General features: G+C 68.9%; 19 protein-coding genes. 11 read left to right on the forward strand and 8 right to left on the reverse strand.

Translation table 11 applies throughout. The annotated features are described in order from the left end of the window. Positions 1 to 39: 39 nt before the first annotated feature. Complete coding sequence (phoH2, locus tag IEV96_RS16315; RefSeq protein WP_188511775.1) at positions 40 to 1,497, forward strand: RNA 5'-3' helicase PhoH2; 1,458 nt, start codon at positions 40 to 42, stop codon at positions 1,495 to 1,497. A 212-nt stretch (positions 1,498 to 1,709) separates the two neighbouring features. On the opposite strand, the gene IEV96_RS16320 is transcribed toward phoH2, so the two are convergent. The 5 genes from IEV96_RS16320 to xseA are packed head-to-tail and all read right to left on the reverse strand — an operon-like array spanning position 1,710 to position 5,972. Further along, a complete protein-coding gene (locus tag IEV96_RS16320) occupies positions 1,710 to 3,131 on the reverse strand; it encodes a class II fumarate hydratase (RefSeq protein WP_268235604.1) in 1,422 nt (473 codons plus the stop codon). Positions 3,132 to 3,159: 28 nt separating this feature from the next. Further along, positions 3,160 to 3,795 (reverse strand): carbonic anhydrase, encoded by a 636-nt coding sequence (locus IEV96_RS16325; RefSeq protein ID WP_188511776.1) that lies wholly within the window; start codon positions 3,793 to 3,795, stop codon positions 3,160 to 3,162. Beyond that, positions 3,795 to 4,505: a DUF4245 domain-containing protein gene (locus tag IEV96_RS16330; protein WP_229733476.1), complete on the reverse strand. Its 711-nt coding sequence runs from the start codon at positions 4,503 to 4,505 to the stop codon at positions 3,795 to 3,797. The genes IEV96_RS16325 and IEV96_RS16330 overlap by 1 nt, the downstream gene beginning before the upstream one ends. A 2-nt stretch (positions 4,506 to 4,507) precedes the next feature. Continuing rightward, a complete protein-coding gene (locus tag IEV96_RS16335) occupies positions 4,508 to 4,726 on the reverse strand; it encodes an exodeoxyribonuclease VII small subunit (RefSeq protein ID WP_188511777.1) in 219 nt (72 codons plus the stop codon). Positions 4,727 to 4,739: 13 nt separating this feature from the next. After that, positions 4,740 to 5,972: an exodeoxyribonuclease VII large subunit gene (xseA, locus tag IEV96_RS16340; RefSeq protein WP_229733477.1), complete on the reverse strand. Its 1,233-nt coding sequence runs from the start codon at positions 5,970 to 5,972 to the stop codon at positions 4,740 to 4,742. A gap of 90 nt (positions 5,973 to 6,062) precedes the next feature. Between xseA and IEV96_RS16345 the strand changes: the two genes are divergently transcribed. Genes IEV96_RS16345 through IEV96_RS16360 form a run of 4 tightly spaced genes read left to right on the forward strand, consistent with a single transcriptional unit; the run spans position 6,063 to position 10,003 of the window. Next, positions 6,063 to 7,118, forward strand: coding sequence for a 4-hydroxy-3-methylbut-2-enyl diphosphate reductase (locus IEV96_RS16345; protein ID WP_188511876.1), 1,056 nt, complete (start codon positions 6,063 to 6,065; stop codon positions 7,116 to 7,118). Beyond that, positions 7,115 to 7,636: a DUF6264 family protein gene (locus IEV96_RS16350; protein WP_188511779.1), complete on the forward strand. Its 522-nt coding sequence runs from the start codon at positions 7,115 to 7,117 to the stop codon at positions 7,634 to 7,636. The genes IEV96_RS16345 and IEV96_RS16350 overlap by 4 nt, the downstream gene beginning before the upstream one ends. A gap of 5 nt (positions 7,637 to 7,641) precedes the next feature. Next, on the forward strand, positions 7,642 to 8,877 hold the full coding sequence (locus IEV96_RS16355; protein ID WP_188511780.1) for a sensor histidine kinase: 1,236 nt from the start codon (positions 7,642 to 7,644) through the stop codon (positions 8,875 to 8,877). Beyond that, the gene (locus IEV96_RS16360) at positions 8,867 to 10,003 is read left to right on the forward strand and encodes a hypothetical protein (protein WP_188511781.1); all 1,137 of its coding nucleotides are present in this window, start codon (positions 8,867 to 8,869) and stop codon (positions 10,001 to 10,003) included. Before IEV96_RS16355 ends, IEV96_RS16360 begins: the two co-directional genes overlap by 11 nt. 5 nt (positions 10,004 to 10,008) lie before the next feature. Here the strand turns inward: IEV96_RS16360 and fbaA are convergent, their stop codons facing one another. Next, positions 10,009 to 11,037 (reverse strand): class II fructose-bisphosphate aldolase, encoded by a 1,029-nt coding sequence (fbaA, locus tag IEV96_RS16365; protein ID WP_188511782.1) that lies wholly within the window; start codon positions 11,035 to 11,037, stop codon positions 10,009 to 10,011. Between the two features lie 205 nt (positions 11,038 to 11,242). Between fbaA and glpX the strand changes: the two genes are divergently transcribed. The 3 genes from glpX to IEV96_RS16380 all read left to right on the forward strand — a co-directional run bounded on the left by glpX (position 11,243) and on the right by IEV96_RS16380 (position 14,260). Next, positions 11,243 to 12,175: a class II fructose-bisphosphatase gene (glpX, locus tag IEV96_RS16370; protein ID WP_188511877.1), complete on the forward strand. Its 933-nt coding sequence runs from the start codon at positions 11,243 to 11,245 to the stop codon at positions 12,173 to 12,175. 148 nt (positions 12,176 to 12,323) lie between these two features. Beyond that, positions 12,324 to 12,656 (forward strand): hypothetical protein, encoded by a 333-nt coding sequence (locus IEV96_RS16375; RefSeq protein ID WP_188511783.1) that lies wholly within the window; start codon positions 12,324 to 12,326, stop codon positions 12,654 to 12,656. A 44-nt stretch (positions 12,657 to 12,700) separates the two neighbouring features. Then, the gene (locus IEV96_RS16380; RefSeq protein WP_188511784.1) at positions 12,701 to 14,260 is read left to right on the forward strand and encodes a PucR family transcriptional regulator; all 1,560 of its coding nucleotides are present in this window, start codon (positions 12,701 to 12,703) and stop codon (positions 14,258 to 14,260) included. Here IEV96_RS16380 and IEV96_RS16385 read toward each other — a convergent pair. After that, positions 14,257 to 14,715, reverse strand: coding sequence for a PPC domain-containing DNA-binding protein (locus tag IEV96_RS16385; protein WP_188511785.1), 459 nt, complete (start codon positions 14,713 to 14,715; stop codon positions 14,257 to 14,259). The genes IEV96_RS16380 and IEV96_RS16385 overlap by 4 nt on opposite strands. Beyond that, entirely contained in the window at positions 14,702 to 15,697 is a 996-nt protein-coding gene (locus tag IEV96_RS16390) for an adenosine deaminase (RefSeq protein WP_229733479.1), read from the reverse strand. The genes IEV96_RS16385 and IEV96_RS16390 overlap by 14 nt, the downstream gene beginning before the upstream one ends. A 270-nt stretch (positions 15,698 to 15,967) precedes the next feature. On the opposite strand from IEV96_RS16390, the gene add reads away from it, so the two are divergent. The 3 genes from add (at position 15,968) to IEV96_RS16405 (ending at position 20,003) form a co-directional block, all read left to right on the forward strand. Next, positions 15,968 to 16,987 (forward strand): adenosine deaminase, encoded by a 1,020-nt coding sequence (gene add / locus IEV96_RS16395; protein ID WP_229733480.1) that lies wholly within the window; start codon positions 15,968 to 15,970, stop codon positions 16,985 to 16,987. A gap of 158 nt (positions 16,988 to 17,145) precedes the next feature. Next, positions 17,146 to 18,345: an amidohydrolase family protein gene (locus tag IEV96_RS16400; protein WP_188511786.1), complete on the forward strand. Its 1,200-nt coding sequence runs from the start codon at positions 17,146 to 17,148 to the stop codon at positions 18,343 to 18,345. Positions 18,346 to 18,392: 47 nt separating this feature from the next. Continuing rightward, positions 18,393 to 20,003 carry an ABC transporter substrate-binding protein gene (locus IEV96_RS16405; RefSeq protein WP_188511787.1) on the forward strand — a complete coding sequence of 537 codons (1,611 nt, stop codon included), beginning with the start codon at positions 18,393 to 18,395 and terminating at the stop codon, positions 20,001 to 20,003. Positions 20,004 to 20,009: the final 6 nt, after the last annotated feature.

Genomic DNA, 20,009 nt, shown 5'->3' on the forward strand with positions numbered 1-20,009 from the left:
GCCGGGGTCGCCCGACGCTTAGCGTCAGTTCCATCAGGTATGGCGCCTGGTCGAGACGGCCATGTAAGTTCGTCTTCGCAACGTAGTTGGCCGTCTTCGCAGACTGGATCCGAGTGCGCGTCACTCGGGGATGGAGTGCACGTGCCCTACAACGCTAGCCCCCGACAGAACACCGCACAGTCTTCGGAAAACCAGGCCGCGACAGCCGAGCGCACGTACGTGCTCGACACCTCGGTCCTGCTCTCCGACCCGAAAGCGGTCTTCCGCTTCGCGGAACACGCGGTCGTCCTGCCGGTCATCGTTATCAGCGAACTCGAGAGCAAGCGCAACGACCCGGAGATCGGGTACTTCGCCCGCCAGGCGCTGCGCAACCTCGACGAGCTGCGCGTGCAGCACGAACGCCTCGACTTCCCGATCGCCGTCGGCGACGACGGGGGAACGCTGCGGGTCGAGCTCAACCACTCCAACATGTCTGTGCTCCCGTCGGGTCTGCAGCTGGGCGACAACGACTCGCGCATCCTGGCCGTGGCGCTCAACCTCGCCAACGACGGGCTCGCGGTAACGGTCGTCTCGAAGGACCTCCCGCTGCGCGTCAAGGCCGCCTCGATCGGCCTCGCCGCCGAGGAGTACCGCGCCGAACTGGCGGTCGACTCGGGCTTCACCGGGCAGGCCGACATCACGCTCTCGAGTGAGCAGATGAACCAGCTCTACGACAATGAACAGCTCGACTCGCGAACCGTGCAGGAGATGCCGGTGAACACCGGCCTGGTCATCCACTCCGACCGCGGCTCGGCCCTCGGCCGGGTCACCGCGCGCGGCAAGATGCGGCTCGTGCGCGGCGACCGCGACATCTTCGGACTGCACGGCCGCAGCGCCGAACAGCGCCTCGCCATCGACATGCTGCTCGACCCGGAGATCGGCATCGTGTCGCTCGGCGGGCGCGCGGGAACCGGCAAGTCGGCCCTCGCCCTGTGCGCGGGTCTCGAAGCAGTGCTCGAGAAGCAGCAGTACCGCAAGATCATGGTGTTCCGGCCGCTGTACGCGGTCGGCGGCCAAGAGCTCGGCTTCCTGCCCGGCGACGCCGCCGAGAAGATGAACCCGTGGGCACAGGCCGTGTTCGACACGCTCGGCTCGGTCGTCTCGCAGAACGTGCTCGACGAGGTGCTCGAGCGCGGCATCCTCGAGGTGCTGCCGCTCACCCACATCCGCGGACGCTCGCTGCACGACGCCTTCGTGATCGTCGACGAGGCCCAGTCGCTCGAGCGCAACGTGCTGCTGACCGTGCTCAGCCGCATCGGCCAGAACTCGCGGGTCGTGCTCACCCACGACGTCGCGCAGCGTGACAACCTGCGGGTGGGACGCCACGACGGCGTCGCCTCGGTCATCGAGAGCCTCAAGGGGCACCCGCTGTTCGGGCACATCACGCTCATGCGTTCTGAGCGCAGCGCCATCGCCGCCCTCGTCACCGAGATGCTGGAGTCGAACGAGCTGGCCTAACCGCACCCGCCGCACAACGCAGGGGCAAGTTTTCGACCTTCCCAGCCGGGCTGGGAGTCGATTGCTTGCCCCTCTGTTCGTTCGGCGGCCGCGTGCCGGCCGCCCCAGCCACATCGCGCGCCGAATCATCTCGGCCGCCGACGCAGAACCGCCCGCCCCGGCGAACCGGGACGGGCGGCGGCGGAACCCCGACGGGTGCTAGCGGGGGCTGGCTAGCCCGGGTGCGTCATGCTCAGCACGTCGAGCGACTTGTCGAGCTGCTCCTCGGAGATCTCGCCGCGTTCCACGAACCCGAGGTCGATGACCGCCTCGCGGATCGTGATGCCGCTGGCCACCGCGTGCTTGGCGATCTTGGCTGCCGACTCGTAGCCGATGAACTTGTTGAGCGGCGTCACGATCGACGGCGACGACTCGGCCATCGAGCGGGCGCGGTCGAGGTTGGCGCGCAGGCCGTCGACGGTCTTGTCGGCGAGCAGCACGCTCGAGTTGGCGAGCAGGCGGATCGACTCGAGCAGCGCCGTTCCCATCACCGGGATGGCCACGTTCAGCTCGAAGTTGCCGGTCGCGCCGGCCCAGGCGATGGTGGCGTCGTTGCCGATCACGCGGGCGCCCACCATGATGACGGCTTCGGGGATGACGGGGTTGACCTTGCCGGGCATGATCGACGACCCGGGCTGCAGGTCGGGGATGTGCAGCTCGCCGAGACCGGTGTTCGGGCCGGAACCCATCCAGCGCAGGTCGTTGCAGATCTTCGTGAGCGACACCGCGATCACCCGGAGGGCTCCGGATGCCTCGACGAGCGCATCGCGGGCACCCTGCGCCTCGAAGTGGTCGACTGCCTCGGTGATGGGTAGTCCGCTGTCGGCTGCGAGCTGCGCGATGACCTTCTGCGGGAACCCGACGGGAGTGTTGATGCCGGTGCCCACGGCGGTGCCGCCGAGCGGAACCTCGGCCACGCGCACGATGGTGGCGTTGACCCGGTCGATGCCGAGGCGGATCTGGCGGGCGTAGCCGGCGAACTCCTGGCCGAGCGTGACGGGGGTCGCGTCCATGAGGTGGGTGCGGCCCGACTTCACCGCGGTGGCCCAGAGGGCGGCCTTCTCGTCGAGGGCCGCGGCGAGGTGCTCGAGGGCCGGGATCAGGTCGCCGAGCAGTGCGCCGGTGACGGCCACGTGCACCGAGGTCGGGAACACGTCGTTCGACGACTGCGACGCGTTGACGTGGTCGTTGGGGTGCACGGGCGAGCCGAGGGTCGCCGTCGCGAGCGACGCCAGCACCTCGTTGATGTTCATGTTCGACGACGTGCCACTGCCGGTCTGGTAGGTGTCGACCGGGAAGTGGTCGTGGTGCTCGCCGGCAATCAGGGTGTCCGCGGCGGCGACCACGGCATCCGCGATTTTCTGATCGATGATCCCCAGCGATCCGTTGACGATCGCGGCAGCGCGCTTGATCCGGGCGAGGGCGACGATCTGGGCCGGCTCCAGACCGGAGCCGGAGATGGGGAAGTTCTCGACCGCGCGCTGCGTCTGGGCGCCGTAGAGAGCGTCGATGGGAACGAGCACTTCGCCCATCGTGTCGTGTTCGACGCGGAACGCGCTCGAATCGACGGGGGATGAGGCGGGGGAGGTGGTCACGTCATTGGGCCTTCCGTTGGTGGGGGTGTTACAGATTTCCGATGCGGATGTCGGGGACCGCGCGGCCCTCGAGCAGCCGGTAGTTCGCGCCCACGATAGCCAGCGTACCGGCGGCGATACCGTCGCTGATGAGCTCGGATGACTCGATCAGCTCGGCGATCGTGTCGCGCAGGTGCTCGCGGCCGACGTCGTGGGCGTCCACCGCTCCCGGCGCGAGCGCACCGTCGGTCGAACCGGCGACGCGGCGCACGGCCGGCACGATTTTCGAGATCAGATGGCCGATGTGCGGCGGCAGCGCGGGGGCGTCGTCGGCCTGCGAGTCGATCGCGGCGCGCACGGCACCGCACTCGTCGTGGCCGAGCACGACGATGAGCGGCACCTTGAGCACCGCGACCGCGTACTCCAGCGAGCCGACGACCGACTCGGAGATGATCTGGCCGGCGTTGCGCACCACGAACAGGTCGCCGATGCCTTTGTCGAAGATGATCTCGGCGGCGAGGCGCGAGTCGCTGCAGCCGAAGAGCGCGGCGTCGGGCCGCTGTGCCGTGGCGACGGACTCGCGACGCTCGACGTCTTGACGCGGGTGCAGCGGCGCGCCGGACACGAACCGGTCGTTGCCGCGGACCATCTCGGCCCAGGCCTTTGCGGGAGCTTTATCGGGCATTACTCGGCCTCCATCGCCTCTGCTGCGTCTATTTCTGTACCGACCGACCCCGCGAGTGTGCGGAATTCGTTCGTGTCTGCGGTTCCGTAGAGAACGTAGGTGCTGTCGCCCGACTCGGTGACCATCGCGTACGCGAGGTTGCCCGGGTCGTCGCCGTCACGGTTGTCGTACACCGTCCACTCGCGGCCGTCGACGGTGTCGGTTCCGGTGGCGAGCTGTTGGTCGAGCAGGGTCAGCAGCCAGGTGGGATTCGCGTCGATGCCCTGGTTCAGTGCGATGAACTGCGTCGACGGGGTGATGAAGCCGATGTTCCAGGTGGAGACCCCGTCGCGCGACTGGCCGAGGTCGGCGTTGTTCGCCGTCCACTGGGCTGGGACGTCGGGCACCGCGAGCGGCTCGTCGATCGTGGGCTGCGCCTGCTCTGCGACGTCGGCGAAATCCACTGCCTCACGCGCCGGCTGGTCGGGGCGCACGACGACGATGACGATGAGCAGCATCAGTCCGACCGAGGCCACGAGCGACCAGACGAGGTTGCGCAGGGTCTGGTTGGCGCGGTGCTTGCGCGAGTTCTCGGCCTTGCGCGCGGCCGTCTCTTCGGGCGTCTCGGGGCGGCCGAGCTCGGCGACGATCGGCGCCGGCTTCTGCTGCGGAACCCGCGTGGTGACCGCGCCGGTCGCCTTGCGGTCGCGCGGGGGCTTCTTCTCTGCCACGGCTACTGCGCGCTCGCGGAACGAGCGGCGTCGAGTCGGGCCTTCGCGCCGAGCAGCCACTCTTCGCAGCGCTTAGCGGCGGCTTCTCCGCGCTCCCAGAGGGCGAGCGATTCTTCGAGCGTCGACGAGCCCTGCTCGAGCTCGGACACCACCCGCACGAGTTCGTCGCGCGCCTGCTCGTAGCTGAGCGCGCTGACGTCGGAGTTCACTGCAGTGGCCACGGAACGATTCTACCTAGCTCTCGATGGGAGACTCGTCGACGGTGGAACGGATGCGCCCGCGCGCGATGGTGAGGACAAGCTCGGTGCCCACCGGCGCGTCTGCCACGTCACGCAGCGCCGCTCCCGAGGGCAACTGTGCGATCGCGTAGCCGCGGTCGAGCGTGCCCTGCGGAGACAGGGCGCGCAACTGTCCGGCGAGCTCGCCGACGCGGGTCAGCGAGCGTTCGACGACCCGGTCGACGAGTTCGTGGCTGCGGGCCACCCAGCGGGTGAGTTCTTCGGCGCGCGCGTCGACGAGCGCGACCGGGTTCGCCAGCACCGGCCGGGTGCGCAGCTGCTCGAGCCGGTCGATCTCGTGCGTGAGCAGGGAAGTCATTCGGGTGCCGATGCGCGAGCGGGCCTGGGCGACCCTGGCGAGCTCCTCCGCGACATCCGGAACGACGCGCTTCGCGGCATCCGTCGGCGTCGAGGCGCGCAGGTCGGCGACCTCGTCGAGCAGGGGCCGGTCGGCCTCGTGGCCGATGGCGCTGATGAGGGGGGTGACGCAGGCCGCCGCTGCGCGCACGAGCGACTCGTCGCTGAAGACGAGCAGGTTCTGGAAGTCGCCCCCGCCGCGGGCGACGATGATCACGTCGACCTCGGGGTCGGCGTCGAGCTGGCGGATGCCGGCGGTCACCTCGGCCACGGCGCGTTCGCCCTGCACCGCGGCGTACGCGACCCGGAACTTCACGCTCGGCCAGCGCAGTTGCGCGTTGCGCAGCACGTCTTTCTCGGCGTCGCTGTCTTTGCCGGTGACGAGTCCGATCATGGCGGGCAGGAAGGGCAGGGGTTTCTTTCGCGAGGCGGAGAACAGCCCCTCGCCGGCCAGCTTCTGGCGCAGCAGTTCGAGCCGCTCGAGCAGGTCGCCGAGGCCGACGTGCCGCATCTCGAAGACCTGCATCGTGAGCGTGCCGCCCTTGACCCAGTAGTTCGGTTTCACGAGGGCGACGACGCGGTCGCCCTGCTTGAGGTCGGCCGGCAGTTTCGCCTTGACCGACGACCAGATGGTGAAGCCGACCGTGGCGTCTTGCTCGAGGTCTTTCAGCTTGCCGTAGACGTTTCCGCCGGAAACGCCCCACTGCGTGATCTCTCCCTCGACCCACACGGTGCCGAGACGGTCGATCCAGCCTTTGATCTTCGACGAGAGCAGACCGACGGGCCACGGGGAGTCGACGGTGGCCGGGCCATCCGGTGTGAACTCGACCAAGCTGACCCCTCCCAGACAGGCGCGGCGCACGCCACGTAGAATTGCCCCGTGAGCAATATCACTAATGGAAACGTCGCCGTGCATCTCGAGATGCCGCGCGTTCCCGCGCTGCGGAACAGGCTAAAGGATACCCCCGTCACCGGAAGCAAGCGGGTTCTGCTCGCCGCCCCCCGCGGCTACTGCGCTGGGGTGGACAGGGCGGTCATCGCCGTCGAGAAGGCACTCGAACGTTTCGGCGCCCCCGTCTACGTGCGCAAGCAGATCGTGCACAACATCCACGTCGTCTCCACCCTGGAGAAGAAGGGCGCCATCTTCGTCGACGACGTCGCCGAAGTTCCGCAGGGCTCGCACATCGTCTTCAGCGCCCACGGCGTATCGCCCGCCGTCGTGCAGGGCGCCGCCGACCGCCAGCTCGACGCCATCGACGCCACCTGCCCGCTCGTGACCAAGGTGCACCGCGAGGCCGTGCGCTTCGCGAAGCAGGACTTCGAGATCCTGCTGATCGGGCACCACGGCCACGAAGAGGTCGAGGGAACCATGGGCCACGCTCCCGAACGCACGACCCTGGTCAACAGCCCCGCCGACGTGCCGAACATCGTCGTGAACAACCCCGACCATGTCGTCTGGCTCTCGCAGACGACGTTGAGTGTGGATGAAACGATGGAAACCGTTCGCCTGCTGCGCCAGCGCTTCCCGAACCTCCAGGACCCGCCGAGCGACGACATCTGCTACGCCACCACCAACCGCCAGGTCGCGATCCGCAAGGTCGCCGCCGAGGCCGAGCTGGTGATCGTCGTCGGCTCCTCGAACAGCTCGAACACGATGCGTCTCGTCGACGTCGCCCTGGAGTACGGCGCGAAGGCCGCCTACCGGGTCGACTACGCGAGCGAGATCCAGCAGGAGTGGCTCGACGGCGTCGCGACCGTCGGTGTCACCAGCGGCGCCTCCGTTCCCGAGGTGCTCGTGCAGGAGGTCCTCGACGACCTCGCCGACGCCGGCTACGGCGACGTGAGCCAGGTCGTCACGGCCGAGGAAGACCTCATGTTCTCGCTGCCGAAGGAGTTGCGCAAAGACGCCGACGGCAACGCCGACGAGCGCGGTCTCGGTGGCCGGGTGCGGCAGCTGGACTGGCAGAAGAACCGATGAGCGACCAGCGCGAGCGGCCGCAATACGGCGAGTACGCGAGTGTCGACGAGCAGGTCGCCGCCGGAGGTTTCCGGGTCGAACACGAGCAGCCCGCCGCCGCGCCCCTCGCGCCGCCGCTCGCCACGACCCGTGTGCCGGGCGCCCCGCCGACCCCGCGCCCGTGGGACCTCGCTCTCACCGTCACCTTCCTCGTCTTCGGTGCCTACTCGGTCGCGTCGTCGGTCCCGAGCCTGCTCGACTTCGGCGCCACCCTCGACCAGATGTACGCGCTGAGCGGCTACGGCGATTACACCGAGCTCGAGCTGGCGCACAGCATCGGCATCGCCATCCTCGTCAGCCAGTCGGTGCTCTTCGTGGTGACGGTGATCGTCACCCTGATACGGTTGCGCGCCCGCAAGCTGGCGTTCTTCGTTCCCCTGATCGGCGGTGCCCTCGCCGGAATCGTGATCTTCGTGCTGCTGCTGGTGGCAATGGTCTCGGATCCCGCGCTCGCCGCCACCATCGGCACACCGAGCTAGCCACGGTGGCGGAGACGTCGCGGGTCGCGATCCTGCCCCGCGGGGTGGCGTCGAACATCCTCGTCATCGCGATCTCCCGGGGAGCGTGGGCCGTCTCGGTCGCGCTGATGATCATGACGATCCCGATCGTGATCGACGTCGCCGTCGACCGCGGATTCGCCGACCGGGTGTGGCTGCCCTTACTCTGCATCGCCGGCCTGCTCGCGCTGCTCGGCGTCAGCGGCTGGCGACCCGGCACCGCGACCCGGGTGCTCTTCGTCCTCGGCGGCGCCGCGCTCGCGGTCGTCTACGAGGTGGCGCTGCTCTCCGCCGATCCGACGCTGAACGACGACGCGAGCTTCGTGCTCAACCGGCCGGCGATGGTCCTGGCCTTCGCCGGCGCGTCGACCCTGCGACCGCTCGTCGGTGCGGTCTGGAGCCTCGCCGGCTACGCTCTCTCTTTCGTCGTGTCGGCCATCGCGTCGGCGATCACGGGGCTCGCCTTCGTGCCGGGCTGGGGCCCGACGATCGCCTTCGTCGTCTATGCCGGCTGCTATCTGGCGCTCATCGCCGTGCGGGCCACCCAGGACAAGCAGATCCCCGACCTCGCGCGGCTGGAGGAGGACACCAGGCGCCTCGCGATCGAGAGCCAGTTCGAGCAGCGTGCCGCGGCGATCGTGCACGACACGGTGCTCAGCGACCTGACCGCGATCATGAACGCCAACGGTCCCCTCGACGAGCGGGCCCGTGCACGCTTCCGGGCGGATGTCGCGACCCTCAGCGATTCCGCCTGGCTGCGTGAATCGGCGGAACCCACGGTCGTCGCCCCGCTCGATGCCGTGCTGCGCAACGCCCTCGAGACCCTGGTCAGCGACTTCCAGTGGCGCGGGCTCTCGGTCGACGTGACCGGGGATTCCCGCGAGGTCATCCGGGTGTCGCCGGAGGCGGCATCCTCTCTCGTCCTCGCGGTGCGCGCCTGCCTCGACAACGTGCTCGACCACGCCGAGACGGGGTCGGCCGAACTCGTGATCTCGACCACGACGCGGGCCATGACGATCATGGTGGTCGACCACGGCGTCGGCTTCGACCCCGCGGCGGTCGCGGGCGACCGGCTCGGCCTGCGCTCCTCGGTGGTCGCGCGTATCCGCTCGCACGGCGGATCGGTGCGCGTCTGGTCGACGCCGGGCAGCGGCACCTCCGTGCTCATCAGCGTGCCCGCCGCCGAGTTCGAACAGCCGAGCGGAGCGTCCAGTGTCTCGTGACGACTGGACGGTCTCGCCGCAGCAGATCGATCCGCTGAGCTGGTTCACGCGCCCGCTGGTGCCCGTCGCGTTCGCGCTGCTCACCGTCGTGGTCGGCCTCGCCACCACCTTCTTCCAGTGGAGGCTCGTCGGCGAACCCTGGCTCGACGTTCTGGCGATCGCCCTCATCGCGAGCGCCTGCGTGCTCGTCCAGATCTCGACCAGACCGCTGCGCCCCACCTTCGGCCCGCGTCAGGCGCTCGCGCCGCTCGCCCTCGCCGTCGGCGGTCTCGCCCTCGCGACGCTGAGCGCGATCGACTCCGACACTCTCGTGCAGTACTGGTGGGCATCGATCGGGGTCGGCTGTGTCGTCGCGGCGCTCGGACCGTTCTCGACGGCGCGGCAGGTGCTCGTCTACGGGACCGGCCTGACCGTCGTCACCGCCGCGTGCGGCTATGTCGCGTTCGCGCCCGACTCGAACGTCTGGCCCGGCCTCAGCGTCACGCTCATCGCCGGGTGCGCCGGTGTGATCGCGACGGTGGCGACCGCCACCTTCTGTTACGTCGTCGTCTCGCGCACGCGGTTGCTGCTGCGCGGAGCCGAGCCGCCCACCCAGGAAGGGCCGAGCGACGAGCTGGCGCGCCGGGTCGAACGCCGCACACTGGCGCGGCTCGGCAGCAGGGTGGCGCCGTTCCTCGAGGGCATCGCCGACGCCGGGGAGGTGACGGCCGCCGACCGCGCGCTCGCCGGGCAGCTCGCCCGCCAACTACGCTCCGACCTCGTGAGCCAGGTGAACCGCACCTGGCTCGACTCGGTGGCGCTGTTCGGGCGCATCTACGTCGTCGACCCCGACCGGCTCGCCGACCGGATGAACCCGGCGCAGCGCACCGCCCTGCGCGCGCTGCTGCTCAGCGTGACCACGAACCCGGGAGCCGCCGCGGGTTCGCTCTTCATCGAACTGCGCGGAGAACCGGATGGCTCGACGGCGGTGGCCCTCAGCCTCGACTTCTCGCTTCCCGAGGGCAGACGCGCCATGCTGCTCGCGCCGTACTACCTGACGCTGCAGACCACCGTCGACTCGCTCACGTGGGACCCCTCACGCGACCTGCTGCGATTCCAGCTGCCCGCGCAGGGGTCCGACACGTAGCGGGGTCAGCCGATCGAGTTGCCGGCAGAGCCGAGCTGCTTCGTGGCCTCGACCACGCGGGCCGCGAGGGCGGTCTCGGCGAGCTTGCCCCACGAGCGCGGGTCGTAGACCTTCTTGTTGCCGACCTCACCGTCGACCTTGAGGAAACCGTCGTAGTTCTTCAGCACGGTGTCGGCGACCGAGCGGCTGTAGGCGTACTGGGTGTCGGTGTCGATGTTCATCTTCACGACGCCGTTCGCCACCGCCGTCGCGATCTCCTCGTCGGTCGAACCCGAACCGCCGTGGAAGACCAGGTCGAGCGGCTTGGGGCCGGTGGCGTACTTCGCCTGGATGCCGGCCTGGATCTCGCCCAGCAGCTCGGGCCGCAGCTTCACGTTGCCGGGCTTGTAGACGCCGTGCACGTTGCCGAAGGTGAGAGCCGCGATGTAGCGCCCCTGCTCGCCGAGCCCCAGGGCCTCGATCGTCTGGATCGCGTCATCCAGAGTCGTGTAGAGATGTTCGTTGACGACATCGTGTTCCACGCCGTCTTCTTCGCCGCCGACGACGCCGATCTCGACCTCGAGGATCGAGTTGATCGCCTTCATGCGCGGCAGGATCTCCTTCGCGATGCGGAGGTTCTCATCGAGCGTCACGGCCGAGCCGTCCCACATATGCGACTGGAAGATCGGGTTGCGACCGGCCTTCACCTCGGCCTCCGAGGCCGCGATGAGCGGGTACAGGAAGCCGTCGAGCGCGTTCTCGGGGCAGTGGTCGGTGTGCAGCGCGACGGTGATGGGGTAGTTCTTGGCCGCCTCGGTGACGAACGCCGCAAAGGCGAGGGCTCCGGATGCGCGCGCCTTCACGGTGTGGCCGGCGAAGAAATCGGCGCCTCCCGTGGTCACCTGGATGATTCCGTCGGAGCCCGCCTCGGTGAGTCCCTGGAGGATGCCGTTGATCGTCGACGATGACGAAGCGTTGACGGCCGGGAAGGCGAACCCGGTGCTTTTCGCCTTGTCGAGCATCTCCGCGTACTGTTCGGGGGTTGCGATGGGCATACGGCCTCCAGAGCTGAATTCTTCGGACTATCCGGTCGGGGAAAGTCTAGCCAGCGCGGGGCCGAGCGGGCCCGCGCTACAGTTGAACAGACGTTGATTCGCCTCTCGAATCCCACCACAGCGCCACGCAATCGACCTTGAGGACGACCCACACGTGAGCCCAGAATCCGGCACTCTCTACCTGCACCCCGACCGCAACCTCGGCATGGAACTCGTTCGCGCCACCGAAGCGGCCGCCATCCGCGCTGTACCGTTCATCGGCCGCGGCGACAAAAACGCGGCCGACGGCGCCGCCGTCGACGCTATGCGCAAGTTCCTCGGCACCGTCGAGTTCGACGGTCTCGTCGTCATCGGCGAGGGCGAGAAAGACCACGCCCCCATGCTCTACAACGGCGAGCACGTCGGCTCCGGCGAGGGGCCCGCGTGCGACATCGCCGTCGACCCGATCGACGGCACGTCGCTCACCGCCGCCGGCCGCCAGAACGCGCTGAGCATGATCGCCGTCTCCGACCGCGGCAGCATGTACGACCCGAGCGCCGTGTTCTACATGGAGAAGATCGTCACCGGCGCCGAGGGTCACGGCATCGTCGACCTGCGTAAGCCGATCGGCGAGAACATCCGCGCCTTGGCCAAGGCCAAGGGCAAGGACGTCTCCGACATGGTCATCGCCGTGCTCGACCGCCCGCGCCACCAGCAGCTGGTCGAGGACATCCGCGCATCCGGCGCCGGCACCCGCATGCTGCTCGACGGCGACGTCGCGGGCGGCATCAACGCCGCGATGCACGGCACCCGCATCGACATGTGCGTCGGCACCGGCGGAACCCCCGAGGGCATCATCACCGCCTGCGCCCTGAAGGCCCTCGGCGGATTCATCCAAGGCCGCCTCCTCCCGCGCGACGACGACGAGCGCCAGCGCGCCATCGACGCCGGACACGACCTCGACCGCGTGCTCGAGGTGAACGACCTCGTCACGAGCGACAACACCTACTTCGTCGCGACCGGCGTCACCGACGGCCAGCTCGTCGACGGTGTGCGCAAGGTCGGGCCGAACATCCGCACCGAGAGCATCATCCTGCGCGGCCGCTCGGGCACCGTGCGTCGCGTCGTCGCGGAGCACCTCGCCGAGAAGTGGCTGTAACGCCGCCGCTCGACAGGACCGCCTGATTCGAACGCCGCGTCGACAGGACGGATGCGCCCGCACGGGCCCGTCCCGTACTGTTGACGCGGCGTTCGTTTCATCCGCCCGACTGACGCGGCTTGCGCGCCCCGTCCGTCAGACTGTTGACGTGAGAGCCCACCCCGTCGCAGCCGCGCTCGGGCTCGTCGCCGCCCAGCTCGGGCTGGCGGCCGTCCTCACGTCGCAGATTCTCGCGGTGGCCTATCGGATGCCGGGCGTAGGAAGCCTCGACGAACTCGGGCGCCTCGGATCGGGACCCGGGTGGGCGTTTGCGGCGGCCTGGGCGCCGGCGGCGGTGGCGATCCCGATCACCTTGATTCTGCTCGCGCAGAGATTCCGGCGGCGGGCGTGGACCCTGCCGGCCGTCGGGATGCTGGTGAGCGTCGCGGGCTGGCTGTGGGCGGTCTCCACCTTCGAGCAGCCCACGATCGTCGGCGGCTGAACGGCCGCCCGGTAAACTCCTCTGACGAACGGAAAGGTGGGGCGGTGCGAGTTCTCGATCTGCTCGACCGTGCCGAGCTCGGGCTGTCGACCGTATGGGCAGAGCCCGCGATGCTCGAGCGCGACGTCAAGGGTTCGTACATCGTCGACCTGCCGAACCCCGGCAAGTTCCTCTCCGAGGGCGACCTCGTGCTCACCGCGGCGATCTGGGCGACCGGGCCCGAGAGCGCCGAGACCTACGTGTCCGCGCTCGCCGTGAAGAACGTCGCCGTGCTCGTGGTCGGCACCATTATCGTCGGCGAGATCCCCGACTACATCGTGGCCGCCTGCCGCGCCCGCGGGATCGTGCTGCTGACGGTGTCGCAGGACGTGTCGTTCAAGGCCGTCACCCAGTACATCGAGTCGACCGTAGCGAGCGCCGACAGCGCCGGCACCTCACGCAGCGGAAACGTCACGCGCACGCTGCTCGACGGAATCGGGTCCGGCACAGGGGCGCAGGGCGCGCTGCGGTTGTTCTACGAGGAATTCGCCACCGAGTGCTGGCTGCTCGAGTCGGGCGGCGCCGTCTCGGCGGTGGTCGGAACCGCGCCGAGCGTCGACGACGTGGCCGCGGTGTGGAACCGGATGCTCGGCTCCGCCGAGACCGCGGTGGTGGTCGTCGACGGACGCGGCCGACCCGCGTCGGTCTGGCCCATCGTCACCGAGACCGTGCGGTCGATCGGTTATCTCGTCTGCGCCGGCGACCACCGCTCCTGGCCCACCGACCTCGAGCGGGTCGTGCGCACCCTCCTGCTCGTGGTGCGCGTCGAGCTCGAGCTCGCCGCCAACAAGCGCGAGGCCGAGCAGGCGCAGGCCATCGAGTTCGTGCAGCAGCTCATCTCGGACACGCTCTCGCCCGGGGAGGCCTCGGCGCGGCTGCGGCTGGTGGGCATCGACCCGCTGCTGCCGGTGACCGCCATCGCCGCCCAGGTCGACGACACCGACTACCCGACCAGGGCCGTGCTCGACGCCGCCACCTCCCTGCTCGCGGCGCCCGGACGCGTGGTGATCGGCTGCGACCTCGGCGACGAGGCCGTGGTGCTGCTCGGCGGGGTCACCGAGACGCCAGAAGAACTCATCGCCGGCGCCGAAGCGGCCGCCGACCGCCAGCGCGCGCTGCTCGGCGAGCGGCACCTGCGCATCGGGGTGAGCGAACGCACCCTGAGCCTCAGCCAGCTGAGCTCGGCCGTCGGTTCCGCCCGCGCCCGCATGCGTTCGGCCGTGGGGGAGGGCGCCATCGTCTGGTCGACCCGCTCGACGCCGCGCTCGTACGAGGCGTTGCTCGAGATGCTGCCCGACCGGGTGCGCGTGGCGTTCGGCCGCTCGCTGCTCGCGCCGCTCATCGACTACGACGTGCGGCACGGCTCCGACCTGGTGCAGACGCTGCGGGTGTTCCTCGACGCGAGCGGCGCGTGGCAGCAGGCCGCGACCGAACTGCACGTGCACGTCAACACCCTGCGCTACCGCATCGGCCGCATCGAGGATCTCACGCAGCGCGACCTGTCGACCATGCGCGACCGCGTCGACTTCTTCCTCGCGCTGGCGACCGTGCCGTCGGCCGACTAGTCGAAGCTCAGGTTCGCCAGTCCGTGAGCCGCGGCATCCGGCTTGCGGATGAACCGGGGCGACAGCACCTCTTCGATGACCACCTCGGTGACGTAGTGCACCGTCGCCGCGAGCAGGTGGCCCGCGTAGCCGTTCGCCGAGTAGGCCTTGACTCCCACGGCCACGTGCACGTGCGGGGTCACCGCGCCCGTCGCGGGGTCGAAGGCGATGGTCCCCGACCCGGTTCCCTCGACACCCTCGAGGTGCACCGAGTCGGGCAGCGGTGCGTCGTGGTCGTCGATCACCGAGCAGGTGCCGATGAGCGAGACGCGGGTGAAGGCGCCGAGGAACACCGGCAGGTAGCCCTGTTCGATGCCGTGCTCGGCGCAGACCGCCGCGATCGACGACAGCACGTCGTCGCCCGGCTGCAGCACGACGGCGAAGCGTCGGCCGGTCGTGAGCTCAGCGCTGATCATTCTCGAGCGCCTTCCTCACCTCGAGGCGCAGCGCCTGCTTCTCCGCCTCGGGCAGGAACGACGAGGTGAACGAGTTCTCGGCGAGGGTGCCGAGCTGCTCGGGGCCGAGGGCGAGTTCGTTGGTGATCGCCGCGAAGTTGTCGTTGACGTAGCCGCCGAAGTAGGCGGGGTCGTCGCTGTTGATCGAGACGAGCAGGCCCTCGGCGAGCATCGCGGGCAGCAGGTGGTCGGCGAGCTCGGGCGGCGCCGTCTTGAGCGCGATGTTCGACAGCGGGCACACCGTGAGCGGGACCTGCTCGTCGCGCAGGCGGGCGACGAGTTCGGGGTCCTCCATCGCGCGGTTTCCGTGGTCGATGCGTTCGACGGCGAGCAGGTCGAGCGCCTCCCAGACGTAGTCGGGGCCGCCCTCTTCGCCCGCGTGGGCGACGCGGTGCAGGCCCTCGGAGCCCGCGATACCGAACGCCTCGGTGAACAGCGAGGGCGGGAAGCCGAGTTCGGAGGAGTCGAGACCCACCCCGATGAAGCGGTCGCGGAACGGCATGGCCTCCCGCAGCGTCTGCGTTGCCGCCTCGCCGCCGAGGTGCCGCAGGAAGCACAGGATGAGGTCGGCCGAGATGCCCGTGGCGGTTCGCGCGTCGGCGATCGCCGCGGTGAACCCGGCGAAGACGGCCTCCTGCGGAACGCCGTTCTGGGTGTGCGTCTGCAGGTCGAAGAACATTTCCGCGCGGCGAACTCCGGATGCCGCGGCGCGCGTCAGGTAGGCGGTGCCCAGATCGTAGAAGTCTTCTTCGGTCTTCATCACGGCGAGGTTCGCGTAGTAGATGTCGAGGAACGACTGGAGGTCGGTGAAGCGGTAGCGGGCCTTCAGCTCGACCGGATCGAAGGTCGGAAGGTCGACACCGTTGCGGCGGGCGAGAGCGACGACGAGTTCGGCCTCCAGTGATCCCTCGATATGCATGTGCAGTTCGGCTACTGGGAGCACGGGCGTTCCTCTCGATTCTCGCGACACTTGTGGTGTGTGGCTTTCGAGCTAACCACAGCATTGCGGGGCGGTATTCGGAGGATCGCCCAACCTTGCCCCGATCCGGGGGAGCGGAAGTCGGTGGATCCACCAAGCCGCAACACGGCGACCACGGGCCGTAACCGGGGTGAAACGTGTTCGGACGATCGTCTAAACCGAGCGGGGCGGATGACCCGTTTCTTTGTCCGGCTCGTTATGGTGCGAGCGTCGCCCGATTGCTTGACTGAGCCGGTGATAACCCGAACCGAGCCAGACGAGGCCACCGCCGCGTTCATCGCCGGCATGCCCAAAGCGGAGCTGCACGTGCACCTCGAGGGCACCCTCGAACCCGTCCAGCGGCTCGAGTTCGCCGAGCGCAACGGCGTAGCGCTGCCGCAGGACGACGTCGCCGTCTACACCGATCTCACCAGTTTCCTCGCCTCGTACTACCCGAACATGACGGTGCTGCAGACCGAGCGGGATTTCTTCGACCTCGCCTTCGCCTACCTGACGAAAGCGGCCGGCCAGAACGTGCGGCACACGGAGATGTTCTTCGACCCGCAGGCCCACACGAGCCGCGGCATCGCGTTCGCCACCGTGATCGCCGGGTACCACGAGGCGGTGGTGCGCGCCGAGCGCGAACTCGACATCAGCGCGCAACTCATCATGTGCATCCTGCGCGACCACAGCGCCGAGTCCGCCATGGACACCCTCGCCGAGTCGTTGCACTACAAGCACTGGATCGTGGGCATCGGGCTCGACTCCGACGAGCGTGACAACCCGCCGTCGAAGTTCGCCCGGGTGTTCGCCCGCGCCCGCGAGGAGGGCTACCTGCTCACGATGCACTGCGACGTCGACCAGCCGAACAGCATCGAGCACATCCGTCAGGCGATCGAGGACATCGGCGTCGACCGCATCGACCACGGCACCAACATCCTCGAGGACCCGCGACTCGTCGCGCTCGCCCGCGACCGGGGGATCGGGCTCACCTCGTGCCCCCTGTCGAACGCCGTCGTGAGTGACGGCGGAAAGGCGCCCGAGATCGTCGAGCTCCTGCGCGCGGGCGTGAAGATCACCGTCAACTCGGACGATCCGCCCTATTTCGGCGGCTACGTGACCGACAATCTGCTCGCCCTGGCCGCGGTGACCGACCTCAGCCGCGACGAGCTGGTGCTGCTGCAGCGCAACGCCTTCGAGATCTCGTGGATCTCGTCGGTCGACCGCGACGCCCACCTCGACGCGCTCGACGCCTACGCGGCGGGAACGGACTGACCGACCCCACACACTGTTTCGACTTCATTAAGAAATCGCCCGATCGGGCCCACTTGTCAACAAGTGTTGCCGATGCTCGATACGGTCGAAGCAACTCTCCTGCGCGGGGCATCGTCGCCACCGCTACCGACATCACCCACGCTTGGAAAGGCACCGCTATGAGCCGCATCGATGGCATCGCGATCTGGAACGGCCGCTCCGCGGTCGGAACGGGATCGCTCAGCTGGGAGGGCGACGAGATCGTCGCCGTCGAGCCGAGCGAAGCCGACGCGGCGGCGCTCGCCGAGTACGGCATCATCCCCGGCCTGGTCGACACCCACGTTCACATCAGCGGCTATGCGGGCGAGCGCACCGTCGACTGGTCGAGCTGGCCGATCACGACCCCGGCCGTCGAGAAGTCGCTGCACATCGCCGCCAACGCCCGCAAGGCGGCGGCGATGGGGATCACCACGCTGCGCGACCTCGCCGGCGACGAGAACCAGATGGCCGTGGCCCGGGTGTTCGACGAGGGCATCCTGCCCGGCCCGCGCCTGCTGGTCAGCGGACAGGTGGGCATGACCGCGGGGCACGGCGACCTCTTCGTGCCGCCGCACTACCCGCACCGCGACCCCGTCGCCGACAGCCCCGACGAGTGCCGCAAACTCGTGCGCCACTGGGCGAGGGCCGGCGCGACCGGCATCAAGATCTACCTCAGCGGCGGCGTGCTCTCGATGGGCGACAAGGTGGGCTGGCGCAACCAGACCCTCGCCGAGATCCGCACCACGATCGACGAGGCGCACGCGCTCGGCATGCCGGTCGCGGCGCACACCCACTCCGCCGAGGGCGTCGAGATCGCGCTCGCCGAGGGCGTCGACTCCATCGAGCACGGCACGGGGATTTCGAGCAAGCACTGGGCCGATCTCGTGGCGAAGAACGTGCCGGTCGCGCCGACCCTCATGATCAACAACTTCATCGCCGACGGCACCGTCTCGTTCTCCGAGGAGGCGCAGCAGAAGGCCCAGCAGGTCGTCGCCGAGCGCGACGCCGGGTTCGTCGGGGCCGGTGCTGCCGGCGTGCGGTTCGTGCTCGGTACCGACGCGAACGGCAAATTCGTGAAGTTCGGCGACCAGTACGAGGAGATCCGCATGATGGCGAAGACCTTCGAGTGGACCGCCGAGCGTGCCCTCGTCGCCGCCACCTCCGACGCGGCCGACGTGGTGGGCCTCGGCGGGAAGGTCGGAACGCTCGCCCCCGGATTCGGCGCCGACTTCATCGTGATGAAGGGACGTCCCTGGGAGGACATCGCCGACATGCGCGTCGAGAACATCGTCGCCGTCGTCTCCCGCGGCTCGGTCGTCTTCGGCCAGCTCCCCGCCTGACCCCGCTCTTCCCCAAGCACATCTACAGCACCGTGAAAGGAACCACAGTGAGCACCAAGAAATCTCGCGTCTTCCGCCTGACGGCCATGCCCGTCGCCGCGCTGGCGGCGATCAGCCTCCTGGCCGCCTGCAGCTCGGGCACCGCGGACAACGACGCGGCACCCCTCGAGTCGTCGAAGGACACCATCGTCTTCGCGATCAAGGAAGACCCCACCTGCCTCGACCCCCAGCTGACGTCGCTCACCACCTCGCTGAACATCGGACGCCAGGTCGTCGACTCCCTCGTCGACCAGAACCCCGAGACCGGCGAGATCGTGCCGTGGCTCGCCGAGTCGTTCGAGACGAACGACGACCTGAGCGCCTTCACCTTCACCCTGCGCGACGACGTCACCTTCAGCGACGGCACGGCCCTCACCTCCGCGGTGGTCAAGGCCAACCTCGACTCCCTCATCGCGCTCGGCAAGACCGCACCCCTCGCTTCGCAGTTCCTCGCGGGCTACGTGAGCACCGACGTCGTCGACGACCTGAATTTCACGGTGACCTTCAGCGCGCCGAACGCCCCGTTCCTGCAGGGCGCGTCGACCATGACGCTCGGCATCGTCTCCGAGGCCACGACCGCGCAGGCCGCCGACGTGCGCTGCACCGCCGGCCCGATCGGCTCCGGTTCGTTCGTCTACGACTCGTACACCCCCAACGACTCCGTCGTCATCGTCAAGCGTGACGGCTACGACTGGGCCTCGGAGCTGCGCGAGCACACCGGCGAAGCGCTCGTCTCGACCATCGAGTTCCCGGTCATCACCGAGAACGGCGTGCGCACCGGCGGCCTCGAGTCCGGAGAGTTCGACATCATCCAGGACCTCCCGTACATCGACGAGTCCCGCTTCACCACCGACGACTACAACCTGTACGCGGCCGCCAACACCGGCGTGCCGAACAGCCTCATCCCCAACACGACCCGACCGATCGTCGCCGACGAGGCCGTGCGCAAGGCCATGCTGCTCGGCACCGACCGCGAGGAGATCAACCTGCTCACCGGTTCGGTGAGCGGCCAGCCGGCGACGAGCGCGCTCACCAGCTCGACCTCGGGCTTCGAGAGTCAGGCCGAGGCCACCGCCTACGACCCCGACGCCGCCGAGGAACTGCTCGACGACGCCGGCTGGGAGATGGGTTCCGACGGAATCCGCGAGAAGGATGGCACGAAGCTCACCGTCACCGCGACCGCGTTCTACGCCCAGGACGTGCTCGAGGCCACCCAGATCCAGCTCAAGAAGATCGGCATCGACCTGCAGCTGAAGATGGTCACCTCCGGCGACTTCTTCGGCGCGATCGCGACGGGCGACTACGACTTCCTCGCCGCCGGCCTCACCCGGAGCGACCCCGACGCCCTGCGCGTGCTCTTCTCCCAGGCCTCGGCCGCGAAGTGGGGCATCGTCGACGACGCCGAACTCGAATCGATCCTGCTCGAACAGGCCGCGACATCCGACACCGCCGACCGCCAGGCGCTCATCGACCAGGCCCAGGAGATCATCATCGACAAGGCCTACCTCGTGCCGATGCTCGAGACCACGCAGCTGCACGCGTCGGTCTCGACCGTCTCCGGCGTCACCTTCGACTCCGCGTCGCGCGTCCAGCTCTACGACGTTCGCGCGTCGGAGTAATCGGGT

Source organism: Conyzicola nivalis (assembly GCF_014639655.1).
Taxonomy (GTDB): domain Bacteria; phylum Actinomycetota; class Actinomycetes; order Actinomycetales; family Microbacteriaceae; genus Conyzicola; species Conyzicola nivalis.